General features: G+C 40.7%; 14 protein-coding genes and 5 tRNA genes. 13 read left to right on the forward strand and 6 right to left on the reverse strand.

All coding sequences use genetic code 11. From position 1 onward, the window contains the following. Window positions 1–241 precede the first annotated feature (241 nt). Window positions 242–4,531, reverse strand: coding sequence for an NACHT domain-containing antiphage protein HyoA (gene hyoA, locus AC4MCD_RS09890; RefSeq protein WP_491875999.1), 4,290 nt, complete (start codon window positions 4,529–4,531; stop codon window positions 242–244). Between the two features lie 248 nt (window positions 4,532–4,779). Here hyoA and AC4MCD_RS09895 point away from each other — a divergent pair, with 248 nt between their 5' ends. Then, window positions 4,780–5,046 carry a helix-turn-helix transcriptional regulator gene (locus tag AC4MCD_RS09895; RefSeq protein WP_004782829.1) on the forward strand — a complete coding sequence of 89 codons (267 nt, stop codon included), beginning with the start codon at window positions 4,780–4,782 and terminating at the stop codon, window positions 5,044–5,046. Between the two features lie 49 nt (window positions 5,047–5,095). Here AC4MCD_RS09895 and AC4MCD_RS09900 read toward each other — a convergent pair whose 3' ends face one another. From AC4MCD_RS09900 to AC4MCD_RS09915, 4 genes are all read right to left on the reverse strand, one after another. Beyond that, window positions 5,096–6,328 (reverse strand): tyrosine-type recombinase/integrase, encoded by a 1,233-nt coding sequence (locus AC4MCD_RS09900; protein WP_491876856.1) that lies wholly within the window; start codon window positions 6,326–6,328, stop codon window positions 5,096–5,098. Between the two features lie 168 nt (window positions 6,329–6,496). Next, window positions 6,497–6,587 (reverse strand) — tRNA-Ser (locus AC4MCD_RS09905). 87 nt (window positions 6,588–6,674) lie between these two features. Next, a complete protein-coding gene (locus AC4MCD_RS09910; protein WP_419363396.1) occupies window positions 6,675–8,711 on the reverse strand; it encodes an oxidoreductase in 2,037 nt (678 codons plus the stop codon). Between the two features lie 147 nt (window positions 8,712–8,858). Continuing rightward, a complete protein-coding gene (locus tag AC4MCD_RS09915; protein ID WP_491876000.1) occupies window positions 8,859–9,212 on the reverse strand; it encodes a hypothetical protein in 354 nt (117 codons plus the stop codon). Between the two features lie 245 nt (window positions 9,213–9,457). Between AC4MCD_RS09915 and argG the strand changes: the two genes are divergently transcribed. Beyond that, complete coding sequence (gene argG / locus AC4MCD_RS09920) at window positions 9,458–10,801, forward strand: argininosuccinate synthase (RefSeq protein ID WP_180130400.1); 1,344 nt, start codon at window positions 9,458–9,460, stop codon at window positions 10,799–10,801. Window positions 10,802–10,857: 56 nt separating this feature from the next. On the opposite strand, the gene AC4MCD_RS09925 is transcribed toward argG, so the two are convergent. Then, window positions 10,858–12,129: a GGDEF domain-containing protein gene (locus AC4MCD_RS09925; protein ID WP_491876001.1), complete on the reverse strand. Its 1,272-nt coding sequence runs from the start codon at window positions 12,127–12,129 to the stop codon at window positions 10,858–10,860. 152 nt (window positions 12,130–12,281) lie between these two features. Between AC4MCD_RS09925 and pyrC the strand changes: the two genes are divergently transcribed. The 11 genes from pyrC to AC4MCD_RS09980 all read left to right on the forward strand — a co-directional run bounded on the left by pyrC (window position 12,282) and on the right by AC4MCD_RS09980 (window position 20,190). After that, window positions 12,282–13,316: a dihydroorotase gene (gene pyrC, locus AC4MCD_RS09930; protein WP_491876002.1), complete on the forward strand. Its 1,035-nt coding sequence runs from the start codon at window positions 12,282–12,284 to the stop codon at window positions 13,314–13,316. Then, a complete protein-coding gene (gene rnt, locus AC4MCD_RS09935; RefSeq protein WP_034704922.1) occupies window positions 13,301–13,960 on the forward strand; it encodes a ribonuclease T in 660 nt (219 codons plus the stop codon). The genes pyrC and rnt overlap by 16 nt, the downstream gene beginning before the upstream one ends. Before the next feature lie 20 nt (window positions 13,961–13,980). Next, window positions 13,981–14,056 (forward strand) — tRNA-Glu (locus tag AC4MCD_RS09940). A gap of 161 nt (window positions 14,057–14,217) precedes the next feature. Continuing rightward, window positions 14,218–14,373 (forward strand): hypothetical protein, encoded by a 156-nt coding sequence (locus AC4MCD_RS09945; RefSeq protein ID WP_419363387.1) that lies wholly within the window; start codon window positions 14,218–14,220, stop codon window positions 14,371–14,373. A gap of 132 nt (window positions 14,374–14,505) precedes the next feature. Beyond that, the gene (locus AC4MCD_RS09950) at window positions 14,506–15,936 is read left to right on the forward strand and encodes an amino acid permease (RefSeq protein ID WP_491876003.1); all 1,431 of its coding nucleotides are present in this window, start codon (window positions 14,506–14,508) and stop codon (window positions 15,934–15,936) included. 210 nt (window positions 15,937–16,146) lie between these two features. Beyond that, window positions 16,147–16,222 (forward strand) — tRNA-Glu (locus AC4MCD_RS09955). 110 nt (window positions 16,223–16,332) lie between these two features. Beyond that, window positions 16,333–17,745 carry an amino acid permease gene (locus AC4MCD_RS09960; RefSeq protein ID WP_125278932.1) on the forward strand — a complete coding sequence of 471 codons (1,413 nt, stop codon included), beginning with the start codon at window positions 16,333–16,335 and terminating at the stop codon, window positions 17,743–17,745. Window positions 17,746–17,829: 84 nt separating this feature from the next. After that, window positions 17,830–18,723, forward strand: coding sequence for an alpha/beta fold hydrolase (locus tag AC4MCD_RS09965; protein WP_491876004.1), 894 nt, complete (start codon window positions 17,830–17,832; stop codon window positions 18,721–18,723). Window positions 18,724–18,971: 248 nt separating this feature from the next. Beyond that, a complete protein-coding gene (locus AC4MCD_RS09970) occupies window positions 18,972–19,883 on the forward strand; it encodes an alpha/beta hydrolase (RefSeq protein WP_491876005.1) in 912 nt (303 codons plus the stop codon). Between the two features lie 131 nt (window positions 19,884–20,014). After that, window positions 20,015–20,090, forward strand: a tRNA-Glu gene (locus AC4MCD_RS09975). Window positions 20,091–20,114: 24 nt separating this feature from the next. After that, window positions 20,115–20,190, forward strand: a tRNA-Glu gene (locus tag AC4MCD_RS09980). The last annotated feature ends 18 nt before the right edge of the window (window positions 20,191–20,208 follow it).

Consider the following 20,208-nt stretch of genomic DNA (forward strand, 5'->3'; position numbering starts at 1 on the left):
GAATATCTGTTTTGAGTAATGCTTGCACCTCTTGACTATAACTCAAAAATCATAGGTTCCTGCCCTAAATTTAATCAGTTATGTTTGGGGTTCAGGGGGTCGCCCCTGACAAGCCCTGTTGCGTACCAAAAAGTAATCCGTAGGATTGATTTTTGTAGCTACAGGTAGGCTTGCTCATAGGACCAAACTTAGTCATTAAACAGTATAGTTTTGAAAACCAACTCATCTTGAGCTACATAATCTATGTTGATGAAATTTTTGATCTTCTATTTAGGTCTATAACTATAACTTTTATCGTATCAATACTAGGCCAATCCTTTGCAATTCCCTGCCAATATCTATCCAAAGCATCTTCAAGATCTTCTAAGTTGGTTAACTCTCCATTAATCTCCCATTTCTTATTCTTATTGCAATTTTGAGCAACCAACAAAAAAACTCCACAGCCTGCACTAATTTCACGTAAATAATCACCAACTAGCTGATTTCTTAGACGTTCACATAAATCGGGACCGCTCCATCCTTTATCAAGAAGTTTTAATTCTATTGGTACAGGGGAAACCACATTATTATTTTCAAATCGAATATCTGTACGCTGAGCATTAGCTAGTTCGTTTTCTTGACTAATGACATACTTATGATTTGATTCCTGTCGTAACCACCCTGCGATTAAATTTCTAACAACCGTTTCACCCTGAGCTAATTTCCATACCTGATACGGGCTATCATCACCATTTTCTAGCCAATCCTTTAACTTCAAAATTTTTAAAAGTGCTAAGTCGAATAACATTTTATGAGACGTTGGATTAATATTTCGTGAGTTTTCTAACTCCAATACATTATCCAATTTAAATGGTTCTATATCTCCACAAGTCACAGCAATATGCGTAGCTAATTGGTTGAGCCATGACTTACGATTTAGGTCAACTTCAAGACTTTCTAGCTCTTTCAGAGCATAATAACTTTCAGAAGTTGGAGTATTTTGTAAAAGCTTAAAAAGCTGGTCTCTAGCATCTTGAGCATGATCTCTTAAGCCCGGACTATAAACACCAGTACCAGCTCTATGTATATCTTCTTCGTATTTTATATATCTATTAATCAATGAATACAGTGCTTTCAGATTCTTTATTTTTTTATACTCATCTTTACCGGCTCTACCATTAATCGAATCTCTTTCGCCTAATAAATGACATATAAATATTTGAGCAGCATGCTTCCTATCTTCTAGGTCTAAACTGTTCAACCAAACTGCTAAATCATTGATACCAACTTCAGGGTTACTATCTACCAATAAAGCAAACCACCATGCCTTATCTCTGACACTTTTTGCTTCATTAATTTGCCTGTTAGCTAATTCAAAATAACTCTCTCTCTCCAACTCAGAATTTAATAGAATTTGTAATAAATACTTAACTGTATCATGATGGATATTTTTAGTATTACTGACTAACCATTGGTAAATTTTTGGTGCAATAGCATCATGAATCCATGGGGCATAAAAGAGAAGATCATGAACAATATGATTATAATTCTCCTTATTATCTGTGCTTGATTGCTGAAGCTCCCAATTTACCTCCTTCATGACTGCATCAATTACGTCATTAGGGAAAGCTTGATACATTTTCTCAAGCCATGTTGGAAAACCATTGAGTTCCCAATTTAGATAACGTAATGCATGTGACACTTCATCTCTAGTCAGATTGTGAGGAAAATTTTGTTCTTCGCTTGCTTCTATTTCTAGTCCAGCAAGACCAAAAATGACAGCATAAGGAGTAGAATTTTTTTCGATCTCCTCTTCAGAATATAAAGAAGGCTTATAAATTCTCCAAAATTTTATAGCTGATTCACGATATGCAGATGAAACCTCTTCTCCAAATTCTGGTGTCAGTTGCTTCCAATCTGCATAACCATCTCGTTTCGATGAAATCTCAGGATTTTTAAATTCTTGCATTAGCCAACAGATATCGTTAGTTAAATGTCCTTCAAGATAGTTAGAAGATGTGAAAAGGCGCTGTGGATCATGTTGTAAAGATTGTATCCATTGCTTTCTAGCAGTTGTTCGTTCAATTAATTCATTATCTATTTCAGTTTTTCTGTCTTGTTCCTCACGTTCATACTTTAAAACATCCTCATTTATAAATGGACTCACTAATTCCTTGAGTCGATTAGTAAGCACACTATTTCCCTCGATGGCTTGTTGTAGATTTCCAAACATCCAGCTAGGCTTATTCTCTCTTGTATAAATGTAATAAGCTCTGTTCAAAACAATAAGTTTCTCTGCATCTGTCTGCTTTAGAGGAATAAATTGGAGTAACCTTTCAAAATTTGCACTATCAAATTGCCAAAATTGACCATAATAACAATATTGCCAATCATCAGTTAATTCCTCATTTTTGCTCTGCTTATGATCTTTGCGCGCTATTTCTATTGTTTTGTAATAGAGTGCCTCATTTAACTCTTTCCACTGTGGAATTAATTTACTTAAATTATTTTTCTCTTCATTTTCATCATAATCGTTATAGTGAATTAATCGCTGTCCTTGTACTAATAGTTCAAGTACTGAAGTTTCCAACATGAATTGGCTACGCAATAGAATCAATTGCTCAATAATCTTGTAAGCTAACTTTAAACACCAACCATATTTCTCAGAAATTTTACAATTTTTCTTATCAATATAAGGCTGTATATGCAGAAGTCCAATTAACCCTAATAAAAAATCAAATTTTAACTGCTCATTACACTTTTCTATTAATTTTTGTAAAGCTCTACTCAGCCCACTATATTCATATTTCTGATATGTTTCTGAATTTTTCAATGAATCAATTACTAGACTTATAAATTCTACATCCGGTTGATCAATTTCACTAACTAGCTCTACTATGAGTCTACGCTCTAATATTTCTCCACTAGCATTCAAAGCCTTCCAAAGCTGCTTTCTTTGTTGTTCTGATCCACATGACATGACAGCTCTAGTTGCTATACGTCTAGCATACATACCATTAACTTGATCTAAAGCTATATCTATTAATGCAGGAACACATTTATCAAGTTGACCTTGCCAAACCATACGACCTAAAAAGAATATAGCATCCTCATTAGCTGAATATTTTTGTATAAGTTCCAGAACATTTTCTTCTAAATCTTTGTTTGATATTTTAGCTATTGAGTCATTATCCCTTACAGTTCTGTTATCTAAGTTATTTGTTATTCTTTCTACAAAATTTACAAATATTTTTTTTCTAGTATCAAGCGTTAATTGCGAAGGGTCTCCACCTTCAAAAGCGATTTCAGGTTGGTTCTTCAAAACATGATCACATGTTTGTTGATCTTCTAAAATTATCCAAGGTAGAACACATCTTAACGTGGGTGTTACTATTCTTTCCCCAAATTGTTCTCTAAAGAATAGAGATTCTATTTCCAATCGATTATCGCCTCTCAGCAATTTTATAAACCATTGAGCTGCTAAAAACTCCCTAATATCCCTATGTCTAAAACGAACTGCGTCATAGACAATATCATTAAAAATGCCACAGCCTAATAAAGCGAGAATTTCTTCACGAGTCCAGTCTGGGAGAATTTCAATTGGATCTATATTGTCAATATTCAGATGCGAGTTAGGTACATTAATGTTAGCTTTACGAGTCAATATTACTGCAGCAGCTAAACGTTGAGCTCCTTCTTGAAGTTTTTCTAGAGGTATATTTAAAGCTCTTCTACTTGTAGCATGTCTATCAGTTAGTCTTTGTTGAATATTATGCTTAATTATCTCAGTTCTAGAGCCTAAGACACTGTCTTTTCGCCATTTATCAATAATATTATCCAAATCAAAAGGTCTTTCTGCCAATCCAAGAAGATCATACCTTTCAATCTGATTAAGAAGACTTGGAATGTTCTCAACTGATCTAATTTCACAAAAAAATTTAATATCATCAAGATTCAAAGGAGAAAGAGAAAAAACTTTTAGCGCACTTTTTACTTTTTCTTCCTTATTAGATTCATCCTGATTATCTGTAATCCCGTAATATAACTCTTTATCTAAAAAGTTTTCATCACTTTCAAATCCCCAACTATAAGGACGACTCGAAATATAAATATGACATCTACGTGCAGCGGGCTTAACTTTCTTTGCAAATTTTCTAATTGCTTTCTCAAATTGTTTTGGATCCTTTAAACGTGCTTCATCTACCGAATCTAAAAAAAACCATGCTGGATCAGCAGAGTCGAGCCATTCATCAAGCAGAGATTCGTCTCCTACTTCAAATGCATCTACAAATTCACTATCAATATCTTCAATTCTGATAAAAAAAGAGAATTTACCTTGTGCTTGAATCCTTTTTGCACATTCTTCAAATTCTTTTGTTTTTCCTGCGCCTGCTTCGGCCAAAATTACACATCTATACTCAGCTAACAAGTCATCCCATGTTTTTTCTTCACCATATACTGTAGTCAACGAATAATCCAAGTTAGCTACATCTAGATTTTGTTTAGGTGTTATTGGGGAAAATTTACGGTTTAGTTGAATATATTGATTCATAATTTATTCAGAAATTATTCTTAAATTATCAGTAGTATACCTATTACTGTGAAAATTTTGATAAAGCCTGCTAGTTTTTGATTTAATTTCTCGACACTATTAAAAGAATTCTTATTCAAAATTCAGCTATAAAATTTTAAGCAATTTTTTCCTCAATTTTATACTTTTGGAATTGTCATTTTTTTTCTTTTGCTAAGCTCCTCTTCAAGCAATCTTGCTTAACTATAAAAAGAAGGAGTAGACAGACAATGTCTATTGCAAAACTTTATCGAGTGAAAGATCTCGTAAACTATCCAGCACGTGCTGGTAAGGTCTATGTAGACCGTTCTGGTCGCACACGAACTCTCTCCCATCGTAATGCAACCACTGGCTTACTCAACATTTCTGAGTCTATGCTTTGGAAGCTCATAAAACGTGGAGACTTTCCTGCTCCGACCTATATTACTGCAAGCATGCCAACATGGTCGGAAGATCAAATTAATCAATGGATAGCAAGCAAAAATAGAGCTGTGTAGCGACTATTTTATTTCCTTAAAGCCTGTCTCATGACAGGCTTAAATCTTTTTAGAATAGCGTTGTTTCAATCTTTCTATCATTTAAAAGGTCATACAAATAATCCGCCCATTTCTGCATCATTTCTCTGCGATCATCTAAGAACCGTGTCCTATTGTAAGCTGTACCGTTAGGATCTTTGACTCTATGGGCTAACTGATGCTCAATATGCTCTGCTGGTTGCTTAAAAATCTCAGCCAATAGTGTTCTTGCTGTAGCACGTGAACCATGTGCCGTATGCTTTCCTGCAAAGCCGATTCGCTCTAGTGCTTTATTCATTGTATTTTCTGAAATAAACCCTTTTCCCTCTCGTCCAACAAAAATATATTCGTTTTCTGGATAGAGATTAATAATGGAATCAAGTAGCTCAATTGCTTGACTTGAGAGTGGAACAATATGGTCTTGTTTAGTTTTACTCGCAATAAACTTTAGACAATGATTTTCTCGATCATAATGGGATTTTTTAAGTTGGCGAATCTCACCAGGTCGTTGGAAAATGAGCAGAGAGAGTTTTATTGCAATTTGGGTAGTAATTAAACTTCTAGGATGTAATTCACCGTAGCCCCATACAGCCTTAACAAGTAAAGCTAACTCACGTGGTTCAACAATTGCAGCATGATTTTTCTTTGGTGGTGATGGGAGTTCAATATCCTCAATCGGATTATAAGTAATGAGTTTTCTTTTTCGAGCAAATTTAAAGATTTGATTTAAGTCTGACTTTAACCTTTTTGCAACAGCGTATGCTTTCCTCTCGAGAATAGGCTGAAATACTCGATCTTCTAGCACCTCCAAAGTTAATTGATCAAAGGTTAAGTTTGCTATGTATGGTAGGACATCATGATTTAAACGACGAATCGTTTCACTATCTTCTTTCTTTTCTATCGCTCTTTTCTCAAGCCACTTTCCTGCGATCACTTGGAAAGTATGATCTAACTCATGCTTACGTTGATGTTTATGTTGTAAACGTTGTGCAGCAGGATCGATCCCCCTTTGAATAAGCACTTTGTATTCATCTCGAACTTTACGAGCTTCTTCCAAAGACATCTCAGGGTACGTACCAAGTGACATTTCATTACGCTTGCTCGTATATGGGCGAGTGTAATTAAATATCCAATACCGACTCCCATTCGAATCAACACGAAAGTATAGATTTCCGCCATCCCCTATTTTTATACTCTTTTGCGGATCAGCCTTAAGTTTTTTAATTTGTAATGCTGTGAGCTTATTTTGAGTACGTGCCATTATAAAAACCACGCAAAAAAAATGTAGTAAGCTTTAACTTACTACATTTCTTACTACTTTATAACTGTCGATTTACGTCAAGTGTCAACGTGCGTCGTATCGTTATATTCCAACTTTAACCAATATAATCAATCGCTTATATTGCGTTAAGCAATGTTGGACAGTATTGTTTGGCGGAAGCGGTGAGATTCGAACTCACGGAGGGGTATAAGCCCTCGTCGGTTTTCAAGACCGGTGCATTAAACCGCTCTGCCACGCTTCCATGTGCGCAATAATACGGAGCTTTTAGGCGACTGACAAGTGAAAATTACAGTGAATCTCATCAACTGCATATAGTTTCATCAAATCCTTACAATTTTGCTGCCAATTCTGCCCCTTCACGAATTGCACGCTTGGCATCTAGTTCAGCAGCCAGCTTTGCTCCACCAATAATATGGTAATTCGCTAAAGTCTTTTGATCCTCTGAAGGCATGACATCTTTGACTGACTCCTGACCAGCACAAACGACGACCGTATCTACACGCAGCAACTGATCATGTCCATCCACTTCAATCCACAAACCTTCATCCGTAATCGATTTGTAGTGCACACCGCGTAACATGCGCACGCCATGTTTTTTTAATTGGGCACGATGAACCCAGCCCGTGGTTTTACCTAAGCCTGCTCCTAAAGCAGTAGTTTTACGCTGTAATAGATAAATTTCACGTACAGGTGGCTCGACTTCTGCTGGCTGCAGTCCGCCTTCACTTACATAATTTGCATGCAGATCTACACCCCATTCCCGTTTCCATTCATCTACAGGTTGCGGTTGTGGCTGATGCGGTGGCTTTAATAAAAATTCTGATACATCAAAACCAATTCCTCCGGCACCAATGACAGCGACACGATCTCCCACTGGTGCGCCGCGCAATACTTCAGCATAAGACAGGACTTGAGGTGCATCACTACCGGTAATTTTCAATTCACGCGGAACAACGCCCGTAGCCACAATGACTTCATCAAAACCTTCGCGTTCCAGTTGCTCCCGATTCACTCGAGTATTTAAACGGACATCTACCCCGGTTTTTTCCAGCTGCACTTTGAAATAGCGAATGGTTTCATGGAATTCTTCTTTACCTGGAATTACTTTGGCCAGATTAAATTGCCCACCCACTTCATTAGTGGCTTCAAACAAAGTCACATCATGACCGCGGCTAGCTGCGACTGTAGCTGCGGATAAACCTGCCACTCCACCACCTACCACGGCAATGCCTTTGGGCTTTTTAGTTTTGACATAAACCAGTTCGGTTTCATAACCAGCACGTGGATTTACCAGACAGGTAGCACGTTTATTTTTAAAGGTATGATCCAGGCAGGCCTGATTACAGGCTATACAGGTATTAATTTCATCAACTCGATTGGTTGCTGTCTTATTTACCCAGAATGCATCTGCCAACAACGGGCGTGCCATTTGCACCATATCTGCCTGACCCGATGCCAAAATCGCTTCAGCCGTTTCTGGCATATTGATCCGGTTCGATGCAATGACTGGAACAGCGACATGTTTTTTGACTTCTGCGGTGTAATCTACGAATGCGGCACGAGGAACAGAAGTGACAATCGTCGGAATACGTGCTTCATGCCAGCCAATACCGGTATTGAGTAAAGTTATTCCAGCCTTCTCTAATGCTTTAGCGACGGTAATAACTTCCTGCATCGTATTGCCATCATGTACCAGATCTAGCAAGGACAAGCGGAAACAGATAATAAATTTTTCACCAATTTCAGCACGAATCGCTTTAACAATCTCCACCGCAAAACGCATGCGGTTTTCAATTTCTCCGCCCCAGCGATCAGTACGCTGATTGACGTGACGGCTTAAGAACTGGTTAATCAAATACCCTTCCGAGCCCATGATTTCCACGCCGTCATAGCCCGCTTTTTTAGCCAGTTTTGCAGTTTTAACATAGTCCTGAATCGTATCCAGAATCTGGTTTTCAGACATCTGACGTGGTTTAAAAGGTGAAATTGGCGATTTAATCGGACTAGCAGATACCACAAAAGGTTGATAGCCATAACGTCCGGCATGCAAAATCTGCAACAGAATCTTGGCCCCATGCTTATGCACGGCATGCGTAACCAGTCGGTGCGGTGCAACATCGCCCAAGGTATTCATGGTTCCGCCAGCAGGCAATAACCAGCCTTGACGATTGGGTGAAATCCCGCCAGTAATCAGGAGACCCACACCACCTTTGGCACGTTCACCAAAATAAGCGGCCAGTTTAGGATAATTATAAAAACGATCTTCCAAGCCCGTATGCATTGATCCCATCACCACACGGTTTTTAATCGTGGTGAAACCCAGATGTAATGGTTTTAAAATATTTGCATAGCGCGTCGTTGTCATAAAATATCCCTGATTCTTATTTGGCTAAAAGCTTAAATCTTATCAATGTACTTTAACTGATTTTCAGGGGCTTTTTATGACTATCAGGTCCGCTTTCTCAGGCACAAATACCAATTGTGGTATTCATGCTGTGCCTGAGTGATGGATTTATTGCTGCCATTGATTTTTGCTGGATTTCCATAAGGCAATTACTCCGAGTACTGTACCAATAGGAAAACTGAGCAGCATCAGGATCGCCATAATTCTGGACAAGGTGCGTCCTGAACCATTGCCCTGTTTGACCTTGAGACAGGCCTGAATATTCAAAACAATCAGCACAGCTAAAAGTAGTAACACAATACCCAGACTCAGCATGGAAATCGTCGACTGCTGATATTCCAGATATAAAAATGCAACCGTACTAAAAACCAGCAAACCAGCATAAATTCCATGCACAATTGACAGAGTTTCATTCTTGGCAGCAGGTTGCAGATTAGGCAAAGGAGGAATATTCGGCCTCATGTGGGGTATCCTAAAGATGTTTCTTCTTAATGATGTTATTGAATCTTCCCAGATTTTCCTATTTTTTAAGCTTTTGTCAAAAATACGGTAATTTTATGATTATCTAAGCCTATTGAATCAAGATTTTGAAACGAGTTTTTCTTTTCTAAAGCAAACCTAAATAAAATAATGATACAATTGATGCAATATGTGTTTTTTCAGGCCACCACTTCTGGCGTGCCTATTTCATATCATTAGGATGAACAATGTCTGATAATGCAACTATCTTGCAGAATGTCCCAGTAGGCAAAAAAGTTGGTATTGCCTTTTCTGGCGGTCTAGATACTTCTGCAGCTCTTTTGTGGATGAAACAAAAAGGTGCTGAACCTTATGCTTATACAGCAAACTTGGGTCAGCCAGACGAAGACGATTACGATGCAATTCCAAAAAAAGCTGAAGCTTATGGCGCAGTAAAAGCACGTTTGATCGACTGCCGTTTACAGCTTGCATTAGAAGGTATTGCTGCAATTCAATGTGGCGCGTTCCACATTTCTACAGGTGGCGTTCCATACTTCAACACGACTCCTCTTGGCCGTGCAGTGACAGGTACCATGCTGGTAACTGCAATGAAAGAAGATGACGTGAACATCTGGGGTGACGGTTCTACTTATAAAGGTAACGACATCGAGCGTTTCTACCGCTACGGTCTATTGACCAACCCTAACCTGAAAATCTACAAACCTTGGTTAGACCAGACCTTCATTGACGAGCTAGGTGGCCGTGCAGAAATGTCACAGTTCCTGATCGACAATGGCTTTGACTACAAAATGTCAAAAGAGAAAGCTTACTCAACTGACTCAAACATGTTGGGTGCAACTCACGAAGCCAAAGATCTTGAATACCTGAATGCCGGTATCAAAATCGTTGATCCAATCATGGGCGTTGCATTCTGGAAAGAAGACGTTGAAATCAAACCTGAAGAAGTATCGATTACTTTTGAAGAAGGTTTCCCTGTTGCAATCAACGGTCAACGTATCGAAGATCCAGTTGAGTTCATTCTTGAAGCGAACCGTATTGGTGGCCGTCATGGTCTAGGTATGTCGGATCAGATCGAAAACCGTATCATCGAAGCGAAATCTCGTGGTATCTACGAAGCTCCGGGTATGGCCCTTCTTCACATCGCTTATGAACGTCTGGTCACTGGTATTCATAACGAAGATACGATCGAACAATACCGTATCAACGGTCTTCGTTTGGGTCGTCTTCTGTACCAAGGTCGCTGGTTCGATTCTCAAGCATTGATGCTTCGTGAAACTGCACAGCGTTGGGTAGCTAAAGCTATCACTGGTACTGTGACTTTAGAACTGCGTCGTGGTAATGACTACACCATCATGAACACTGAATCTCCTAACCTCACTTATGAAGCTGAGCGTTTAACTATGGAGAAAGGTGATTCTATGTTCTCTCCAGCGGATCGTATCGGTCAGTTGACTATGCGTAACCTGGATATCACAGATACACGTGCGAAACTGGGTATCTATACAGATTCTGGCCTGCTTGCAGTAGGTACAGGTTCTGCAGTACCTCAATTAAAAGACAAAAACAAATAAGTTTGTTTTAAAGTCAAAAAAACCGCTCGAATGAGCGGTTTTTTTATGGATTCAATTTAGGTATTCACACTGTTGGGATTTGCAGTGCGTATGGATTGGTAATAAATCTGGTTTCGACCCAACTGTTTGGCCCGATACAACGCCTGATCGGCAATTCCCAATAAGGCATCCTTATCAATAAAGTCCTCACCACGATAAACGGTGATGCCCAAACTAATGGTGATATGGTCAGCTACACCAGATTTCTCATGTGGAATTTCCAGACGCTCAATTGCATTAAAGATATTAGAAGCCACTGCATAGGCGCCATGCGCATCGGTTTCTGGAAGCAATACGACAAACTCTTCACCACCATAACGGGCCACGAAATCCATATGCCGGATCGCATTTTTAATAGTGAAGGCAATACTGGAAATGACATCGTCCCCTTTTTGATGTCCATAAAAATCGTTATAGTTTTTAAAGTGATCAACATCGATAAACAAAATCGCCAAAGCATGCTGATTACGGCGGGAACGTTCAAAGAAGATATCCAGTGTTTCATCGAAGGTTCGTCGGTTGGAGATTTTGGTCAGCTCATCATGCTGGCTTAAATGCAGTAATTCTGTGGTATGAATCCGCTGAATTTTCTCACTGATTCTGGCCCGCATGGTATAGAGAAAGATCATGCGTTCCCTAGCAAAAAGCATATAACTAATCACACATCCCAATAGGCTACTGCCGATCAGAATCCGACCCAAGACCAGCGCATTAAAGTCGATCGATAACATGGATAACAGCCAGACTGTACAAAGTGCAGCAAATAACCCCGTGATTAACATCTGTAAAGGTTTTACTCCGGTCAGAATATAACCCAGAATGTAGATAATGGTGATGATCGCCATCGACTGATGTTGCAAGCTTACTGTTTGAATAGACATGGTCAGATAGGAGGTCGAGACTATCATCCAGAACATCAGCAGCATGGAAGCCTGCGGAAAAAAGCGTTTGATTTTAGGCAGACAGGAGAAGAAATAAAAAGCGAGTAAAGCTAGACTACCATTGATCAGCCCCAGCATACAGCGCACAAAATCATGTACGAAATATTGTGAATCGATAATCCAGTAGTCGGTCGGAACCATAACCAGCAGAAAAATAAAATAGGTCAGTACACCTGCCCAGACATATTTTTCGACATGTTTACGTGCTCGCTCCAGGTTTTTGCTCCAGAACTCCTGTTCCAGATTCTGAGGGAAAACCGAGCCTACACGCTGACTTTGCCGTGTGATTAATTCTTCTATTTTTTCTTTTTCATCTTGCAATTTTTCTAGATTGTACTTGTATTCCATTGCCAAGTATATATGTAATTTTTTTATTAATTTTAAAATATCATACTTTTATAAATTAATTTATAGATATCCCTTATTTTGTATATATTTCTCGTTACCATTTTGGGCATAGATGCATTATCATTTGTTTTATTTCTCCGATTGAATTCGCCTTGAATACGATTACCCTTCTCCAGCCAGACGACTGGCATGCCCACCTGCGTGATGGTCTCGCTCTGCAACGCACCGTTCCTGATCTAGCCAAACAGTTTTCCCGCGCCATCTGTATGCCGAACCTTGTTCCACCAGTTAAAACTGTGGACGAAGCATTAAGCTACCGTGATCGTATTATGGCGCATGTTCCTGAAGGTAGCGATTTTGATCCACGCATGGTGCTGTATTTCACAGATAATACCTCTCCAAGTGAAGTCAAAAAGATTAAAGATTCTGAGCATGTCAATGCCATTAAACTTTACCCTGCTGGCGCAACCACCAACTCGGATAGCGGTGTAAGCGACATTCGTAAAGTATATTCAGTCATTGAACAGCTTGAAGAGCATCAGGTGCCTTTATTGCTGCACGGTGAAGTGACGCATAATCATGTCGATATTTTTGACCGTGAAAAACGTTTCCTTGATGAAGTCTTAGCACCATTACTGAAACAATTCCCGAAACTGAAACTGGTTCTGGAACACATTACTACTAGCGAAGCAGCTAATTTCGTACTGGAACAGGATCGTAATGTGGCTGCGACCATTACTCCACAGCATTTACTGTTTAACCGTAATGATATGCTGGTTGGTGGGATCAAGCCGCACTTCTATTGCCTGCCAATTTTAAAACGTCAGACGCATCAGCAAACGCTGCTTGAAGTAGCAACCAGCGGTAATCCTAAATTTTTCTTAGGCACCGACAGTGCACCGCACTCAAAAAATGCCAAAGAAAATGCGTGTGGCTGCGCAGGATGCTATAGTGCTCCGACTGCAATTGAGTTATATGCTCAGGCCTTTGATCAAGTAGGTAAAATCGACCGTCTAGAAGGTTTTGCCAGCCACTTTGGTGCAGATTTCTACGGCCTCCCACGTAATACCACAACCATTACGCTGGTCAAAGAAGATCAAGTTATTCCTGAAAGTCTAGACTACTTGGATGGTGAACAAATCGTTCCGCTATATGCAGGAAAAACCATTCAATGGAGAAAAATGTGACAAATGAAACTCTTCCAGTCATTGGTCAGCGTTTCCGTGGATTTTTGCCTGTTGTTGTCGATGTTGAGACAGCAGGCTTTAATGCACAGACTGATGCCTTGTTAGAAATTGCGGCCATTCCAATTGTTTATAATGAAGATGGCCAGTTTGTGCCCGGTGAAGCTTACCATGCACATATCAATCCTTTCGAAGGTGCCAACCTGGATCGCCGCTCTTTGGAATTTATCGGTATCGACCCGTCAAATCCAATGCGGATCGCGATGGCTGAAGATGAAAAAACCGCGTTAAAACGTATTTTTAAATCGGTCAATGAAGTGCGTCGTCAGCAAAACTGTACGCATGCCGTTTTGGTTGGTCACAATGCGCATTTTGATTTGGGCTTTGTACAGGCCGCAATTGCCCGTACCGGAACCAAAAACCAGAATCCGTTTCACAGTTTTTCTGTGTTTGATACCGTGACTTTAAGTGCGGTGATGTTCGGTCAAACGGTACTGGCTAAATCTTGTATTCAGGCCGGGATTGAGTTTGATGGCAAAGAAGCACACTCTGCGTTATACGATACGCAAAAGACTGCGGAACTGTTTTGCTATATTTTAAACAAACTCGCACCTCACCTGCTTGACACTTTGGTGGCGGATCAATAAGATACCGCCATCTTCTAAACGTCCCTATCGTCTAGAGGCCTAGGACATCGCCCTTTCACGGCGGTAACCGGGGTTCGAATCCCCGTAGGGACGCCATCTTATTTATCCCCCTCTTCTTTCATTTTTTCCAAGAAAACTCTTTTTCTTATTATTGCTTTCAATACTATTGTTATAAATTCCGTATGGCTGAGTTTGGTGCCCTTTCTCATCTGCTTAGGCTATAATCAAGTTGATGTTAGGTTTTGATTAATTTTCCCATGCTAAAGAAAATCCTGCTTATTTTACTTATTCTGGCACCTTCAGCGCTTTATATTTATGTGATCAGTCGCGATGATAAAACTGCTGAGAACCAAGCAGAAACTACGCCTGCTGAAAAAACACCGACTGAGCAATACCAGACTCCAGATCACTAGTTTCTAAGGGAATTCTCAAATATTTATTTTTTAAATTAAAAGAAGAACTTTATGAGGAAATTCCAATTTATGTGATATTTCACATAATTAAAACTAAAATACTTTTTTTAAATCTCTCCTTTTAATTGAGCTATGCAATCTCCCTCTCCACCTTCACAGCATTCGTCTGTTGAGGGTCAAACTCCGTCGTTAAAACGTGCCATGGGCACACGTCATCTGATCATGCTCTCCCTTGGTGGTGCGATCGGTACTGGTCTGTTTATGGGTTCAGGTGAAGTTATTTCACAAGCTGGGCCTTTAGGCGCGGTACTGGCCTATATTATTGGCGGCTTGATCGCCTATATGGTCATGCTCTGTCTCGGTGAACTGGCCGTACATTTACCTGTGTCTGGTTCTTTTGGTGCCTTTGCAACCCATTATATTGGGCCGGGTACAGGCTATATGGTGTCCTGGATGTACTGGCTGGGCTGGTCAGCCACCTTGGGTACCGAATTTACTGCCGCTGCGATTCTGATGCAGGAATGGTTCCCGCAAACTTCGATCTGGTTATGGACATTGATCTTTGCTGCAGGTGTACTGCTCTCCAATCTAAGCTCAACCCGAACCTTTGCCGAATCAGAATTCTGGCTATCGCTGGTGAAAGTCGCGACTGTACTGATTTTTATTATTCTGGGCTTTGCCTGTATCTTTGGCTTTATTCCATTCCAAGGTTATGAATCTGCGCCACTGTTCAGCAATCTGACTGAACATGGCTGGCTGCCAAATGGTTTAATTCCGTTATTCACTACATTACTAATCGTGAACTTTGCCTTTAATGGCACCGAGATGATCGGGATCGCTGCCGGTGAAACCGAAAATCCTGAGAAAAATGTGCCGAAAGCAATTCATGCAGCGGTATGGCGTCTAATAATTTTCTTTGTCGGTACCATCATCGTCATCAGCTCCTTGCTAACTTATACTGATGCCGGTTTACAGGTCGGTGGTCATGGGGGCTTAAGCAGCAGTCCGTTTGTATCTGTGTTTACCCAGATGGGTATTCCATATGCGGAAGACTTTATCCGTTTTGTGATTATTACGGCGCTGCTCTCTACTGCAAATTCTGGCCTTTATGCCGCTTCACGTATGATGTGGGCATTGTCTTCACAAAACCAGTTACCGCGACTGTTTGCCAAAGTCAGCAAATCCGGCGTGCCTTATGTAGCAGTTTGGGTCACCATGATTGGCGGCTTGCCTGGTCTGCTCTCTGAACAATTTGGTGCAGATGTTATTTTCAAGAACCTGATGGGTGTTGCCGCTTTTACCATGGTGATTGTCTGGATGAGTATCTGCTGGAGCCAGTTTAATTTCCGTCGCCAATGGCTGAAATCTGGTCATAGCGTCTCTGAACTAAAATTCCGTACCCCATGGTTCCCATTAGTTCCCATTCTAGGCTTTGTAACCTGTACTGCGACCGGCCTGAGTATGGCAGCTGACCCTGAAATGCTCTCTGGTTTTATTGGCTGTTTATTGTTTATGGCAGCATGTTATGCAAGTTATTACTGGCTTTATCATCAAAAAGCTTAAGTTCTAAACTTTTGAACTGAAATAATCTCTTTAATAAGCCCAATTCCGATTGGGTTTATTTTTTCATATCAGGTAAATCCGTTCAGAAAATAACATCTTAATAAAATAAAGTTTTTGTTTTGCCTAATGTTTAAACTGTTAAATACATTTTAGTAAAAACTCTTTTGACAAAGTCCGGCTTAGTCCTTAATATAGCCATCACCTCGCAACGTCCCTATCGTCTAGAGGCCTAGGACATCGCCCTTTCACGGCGGTAACCGGGGTTCGAATCCCCGTAGGGACGCCATTATCTGATCGCACACGATCAAGTCTTATACATTATCCATATTAATACGTTGCAGATTTGTAGTTTTTCACTACAATAACCCGCTTCATTCTCTTATTTTTTTGACTCCTATGCACTCATCTCCGAATGATGCTACGCATCAGGGCAATTCTGCGCCTTTAAAACGCGCTATGAGTACTCGACATCTGGTCATGATTTCGCTTGGTGGCGCAATCGGAACAGGCTTATTTTTAGGGTCGGGTGAAGTCATTGCACAAACGGGGCCTGTAGGTGCCATTCTTGCTTATCTCCTTGGCGGGATCATCGCTTACATGGTTATGCTATGTCTGGGTGAACTTGCCGTTCATATGCCCGAATCGGGTTCATTTGGCGCCTATGCCAAACGCTATATTGGACCAGGGACTGGCTACACCATTACCTGGCTATACTGGCTGACCTGGTCAGTGACCTTGGGAACTGAATTTACCGCTGCAGCTTTATTAATGCAGGAATGGTTCCCTAATAGCTCTATGTGGATGTGGACACTGATTTTTGGTGCTTTCGTATTCGCACTGAATATGATTTCCACTCGCTGGTTTGCTGAATCCGAATTCTGGCTGGCACTGGTGAAAGTCGTTACTGTCGTAACCTTTATCCTGCTTGGCCTACTCGCTATCTTTGGTGTAGTAAGTTACCAAGGACAGGAAACTGCGCCTCTATTCAGCAACCTGACAGCTCAAGGCTGGTTCCCTGAAGGTTTATTTCCAATCTTCACAACCATGCTGATTGTGAACTTTGCTTTCTCTGGCACAGAACTGATTGGTGTGGCTGCAGGTGAAACTAAAGATCCAGCCAAAAATGTACCGAAAGCGATTAATACTGCAATTTTCCGCTTACTGATTTTCTTTGTAGGTACGATTATTGTGGTAACTTCCCTTCTTCCGCATCAGGAAGCAGGTCTGGCAGCTGAAGGTGTCAGTAGCAGTCCATTCGTGACAGTATTCCAGCATATCGGTATTCCTTATGCTGAAGATATTATCCGCTTTGTGATTATCACAGCATTGCTATCTGCTGCTAACTCAGGTCTATTCGCTGCATCCCGTATGATGTGGTCACTGTCTTACAGCAAACAGTTACCAGCGGTATTTTCCCGCTTAAATGCGCGTGGTGTACCTTATATTGCAGTCATTGTCACCATGATTGGCGGTATGCCTGGTTTGCTGTCTGAACAGTTCGCACCGGAAACCATCTTCACTAACTTGCTAGGTATCGCAGCATTTACCATGGTAGTGGTCTGGATGAGCATCTGTCTCAGCATGTTCAACTTCCGCCGTGAATGGTACAAACAGGGTAAAACAGCGAAGGATCTTGATTTTGCTGCGCCATTATTCCCGATCGTACCGATTCTGGGTTTTCTGTTCTGTCTGATTACCTGTATCAGTATGGTGTTTGATCCGAGCATGCGTATCAGTTTCTTTGGCTGTTTGCTATTTATTGCACTGTGCTATGCCAGCTACTACAAGTTCTATCACAAAAATGCTTAAACATTAAAATGACTAAAAGAGCAGCTTCGGCTGCTCTTTTTTATTTATACTGAAAATGTTCTAGGCATCCAGCGTGGTGTGTCGATGATAATTATTTATATTCATGGCATGAACAAGCAGAAATTCAGCTCTGCTTCCCTGCGTCAACGCTGGCTCAGTCTGCTAAAACGCGGTCTGGAACAGTCACATCAACAAGCACGTTTTGCCTACCTCAAACGGCATATCCGTATCCCTTTTTATGGCGACTTGCTGTCCCGTCATCATTTACATAATGTGCTAAATGCCAGCACCTTGATGCCGCAAGTCTGGCCTCGCTTTCCTTTCCAGTCTCCAGTTAACTCTCAGCCACCACCGCCTCATTTCAGTCAATATTCACCTGAAATATGTGAAATTCCCGAGTTAAAGGTTGAGGATGCCATGACCTTTAACCAGAAGCTGAAGTTTATTAGCACATTAAGCCGGAATACTCTGTTACGGGATTTTGTGATCTTACTGAATCATTTCCCTCGCCTGCATGATACGCTGATCAAAAAATTTCTGATTGAAACCTATTCTTATCTGGCCAATTCCACATTTATGCAGCAGGTACATCAGCGAATTGGCCAGCAACTGCATGGCGATAAACCCTGTATCCTGATGGCTCATTCTTTAGGAAGTGTGATTGCCTATCATTATCTGCTTCTGCACCCGGAACTGAATGTACAGCGTTTTATCAGCATGGGATCACCAATGGCTTTCCGGGTCATTCAGGAACATTTGCCACAGCCTGTTCATCGACCAGAAGCTATTAAAGGTGACTGGATCAATTTTTATTGCAGCGATGATTTTTTAACTGCTTTTCCATTATCAGAACCACCTTTTCAGTTTCAGCCGGCAATTATCAATCGGGAGATTCGTACTTCAATTTATCATCCGCATGATATTGATGGCTATGTCCAGCATCCAGAAGTCATCGAAGCCCTGCTAGAATTACTCTAAAAAGCATCTTAATTTACAGATTTAATTTTAATATTTCCTTTGTACTATTTTTCTACTGAGTCAAATTCTTTATCCATACCTACTCATTTTCTGGATTATTTATGACTCTTTTATAAATATACATATGTCTGTTAATTATTGTTTTATCAAAGATAATTTACACATTAACACCACAAAAAGCGCTGCTTTTGCTACGTTAATTTTTTCTATACTGTAAATATAATTCTATCGAACTCAGTGGGGTGTCGATGAAAGTTATTTTTATTCATGGAATGAATCAGCAACATCATAGCGCTGCCTCCATCCGCCAGCGCTGGCTACATATACTTCAAAAAGGGATGCGCAAACATCAACAAGATGCCAGATTTAGTTATTTAAAACGTCACATTCGTATTCCATTCTATGGCGATCTGCTTTCACGTTATAACGTCCGCAATATTCTAGAAGCCGGCACCCTGATGCCACAGGAATGGCCTAGCTTTCCTTTTCGCAAGCCTGCTCAACCTCAGCTTCCAGCCCCTGTTCCGCGTCCTGGTTGGCGTAGGCCCACAATTACCGATTTCGCCCAACCCAGCCCAAGTGATACCATGGATTTCAGACAGAAATTCAATTATTTTACCGCCCTCGGCAAGAATGTGGCGCTTCGGGATTTTGCCTTATTACTCAATTATTTTCCCACTCTGCATCGCACTCTATTGCAGAGATTTCTGATTGAAACTTATCTTTATCTCGATAACCCTGATTTCATGAGGGAAGTACATGAACGGATTGCCCGACAACTGAGTGGTCGCAAACCCTGCATTGTCATTGCTCATTCTTTAGGAAGTGTGATTGCCTATAATCATCTTATCCAGCACCCTGAACTGAATGTACAGCGTTTTATTACTTTAGGTTCACCATTAGCCTTCCAGGTGATTCAATCCAGCTTGGCACAGCCGGTGGTACGACCTGCGGCAATTAAAGGCGACTGGATCAATTTCTATTCAACAGATGATTATCTTACCGCCATTCCGCTTGCTCAACCGCCATTCAAGTTTGAACCTGAAATCATCAATCACGGCATTCGTACCCATATTCACCGGCCACATGACATTACTGGCTATTTACTGCATCCGCAGGTTGTTGAAGCTATTCTGGAATTGCTTAAAAATCCGGCCTAAATTCTGCATTTTTCAAGTATTCTGCCAATATTGTTTTAAATTTATGCACTCAAAAGAAAAATCCCAAAAAACTCTGGAAAAGCGTTTGACACCCCCCTGTTTTCACCCTAATATACGCCCACCTCTGAAACGTCCCTATCGTCTAGAGGCCTAGGACATCGCCCTTTCACGGCGGTAACCGGGGTTCGAATCCCCGTAGGGACGCCAATTTCAGAAGTAATATTTTATTAAGTCCCTATCGTCTAGAGGCCTAGGACATCGCCCTTTCACGGCGGTAACCGGGGTTCGAATCCCCGTAGGGACGCCATTACTTCAAATCAAAAGT

This window comes from Acinetobacter sp. CAU_H_78 (assembly GCF_058599365.1).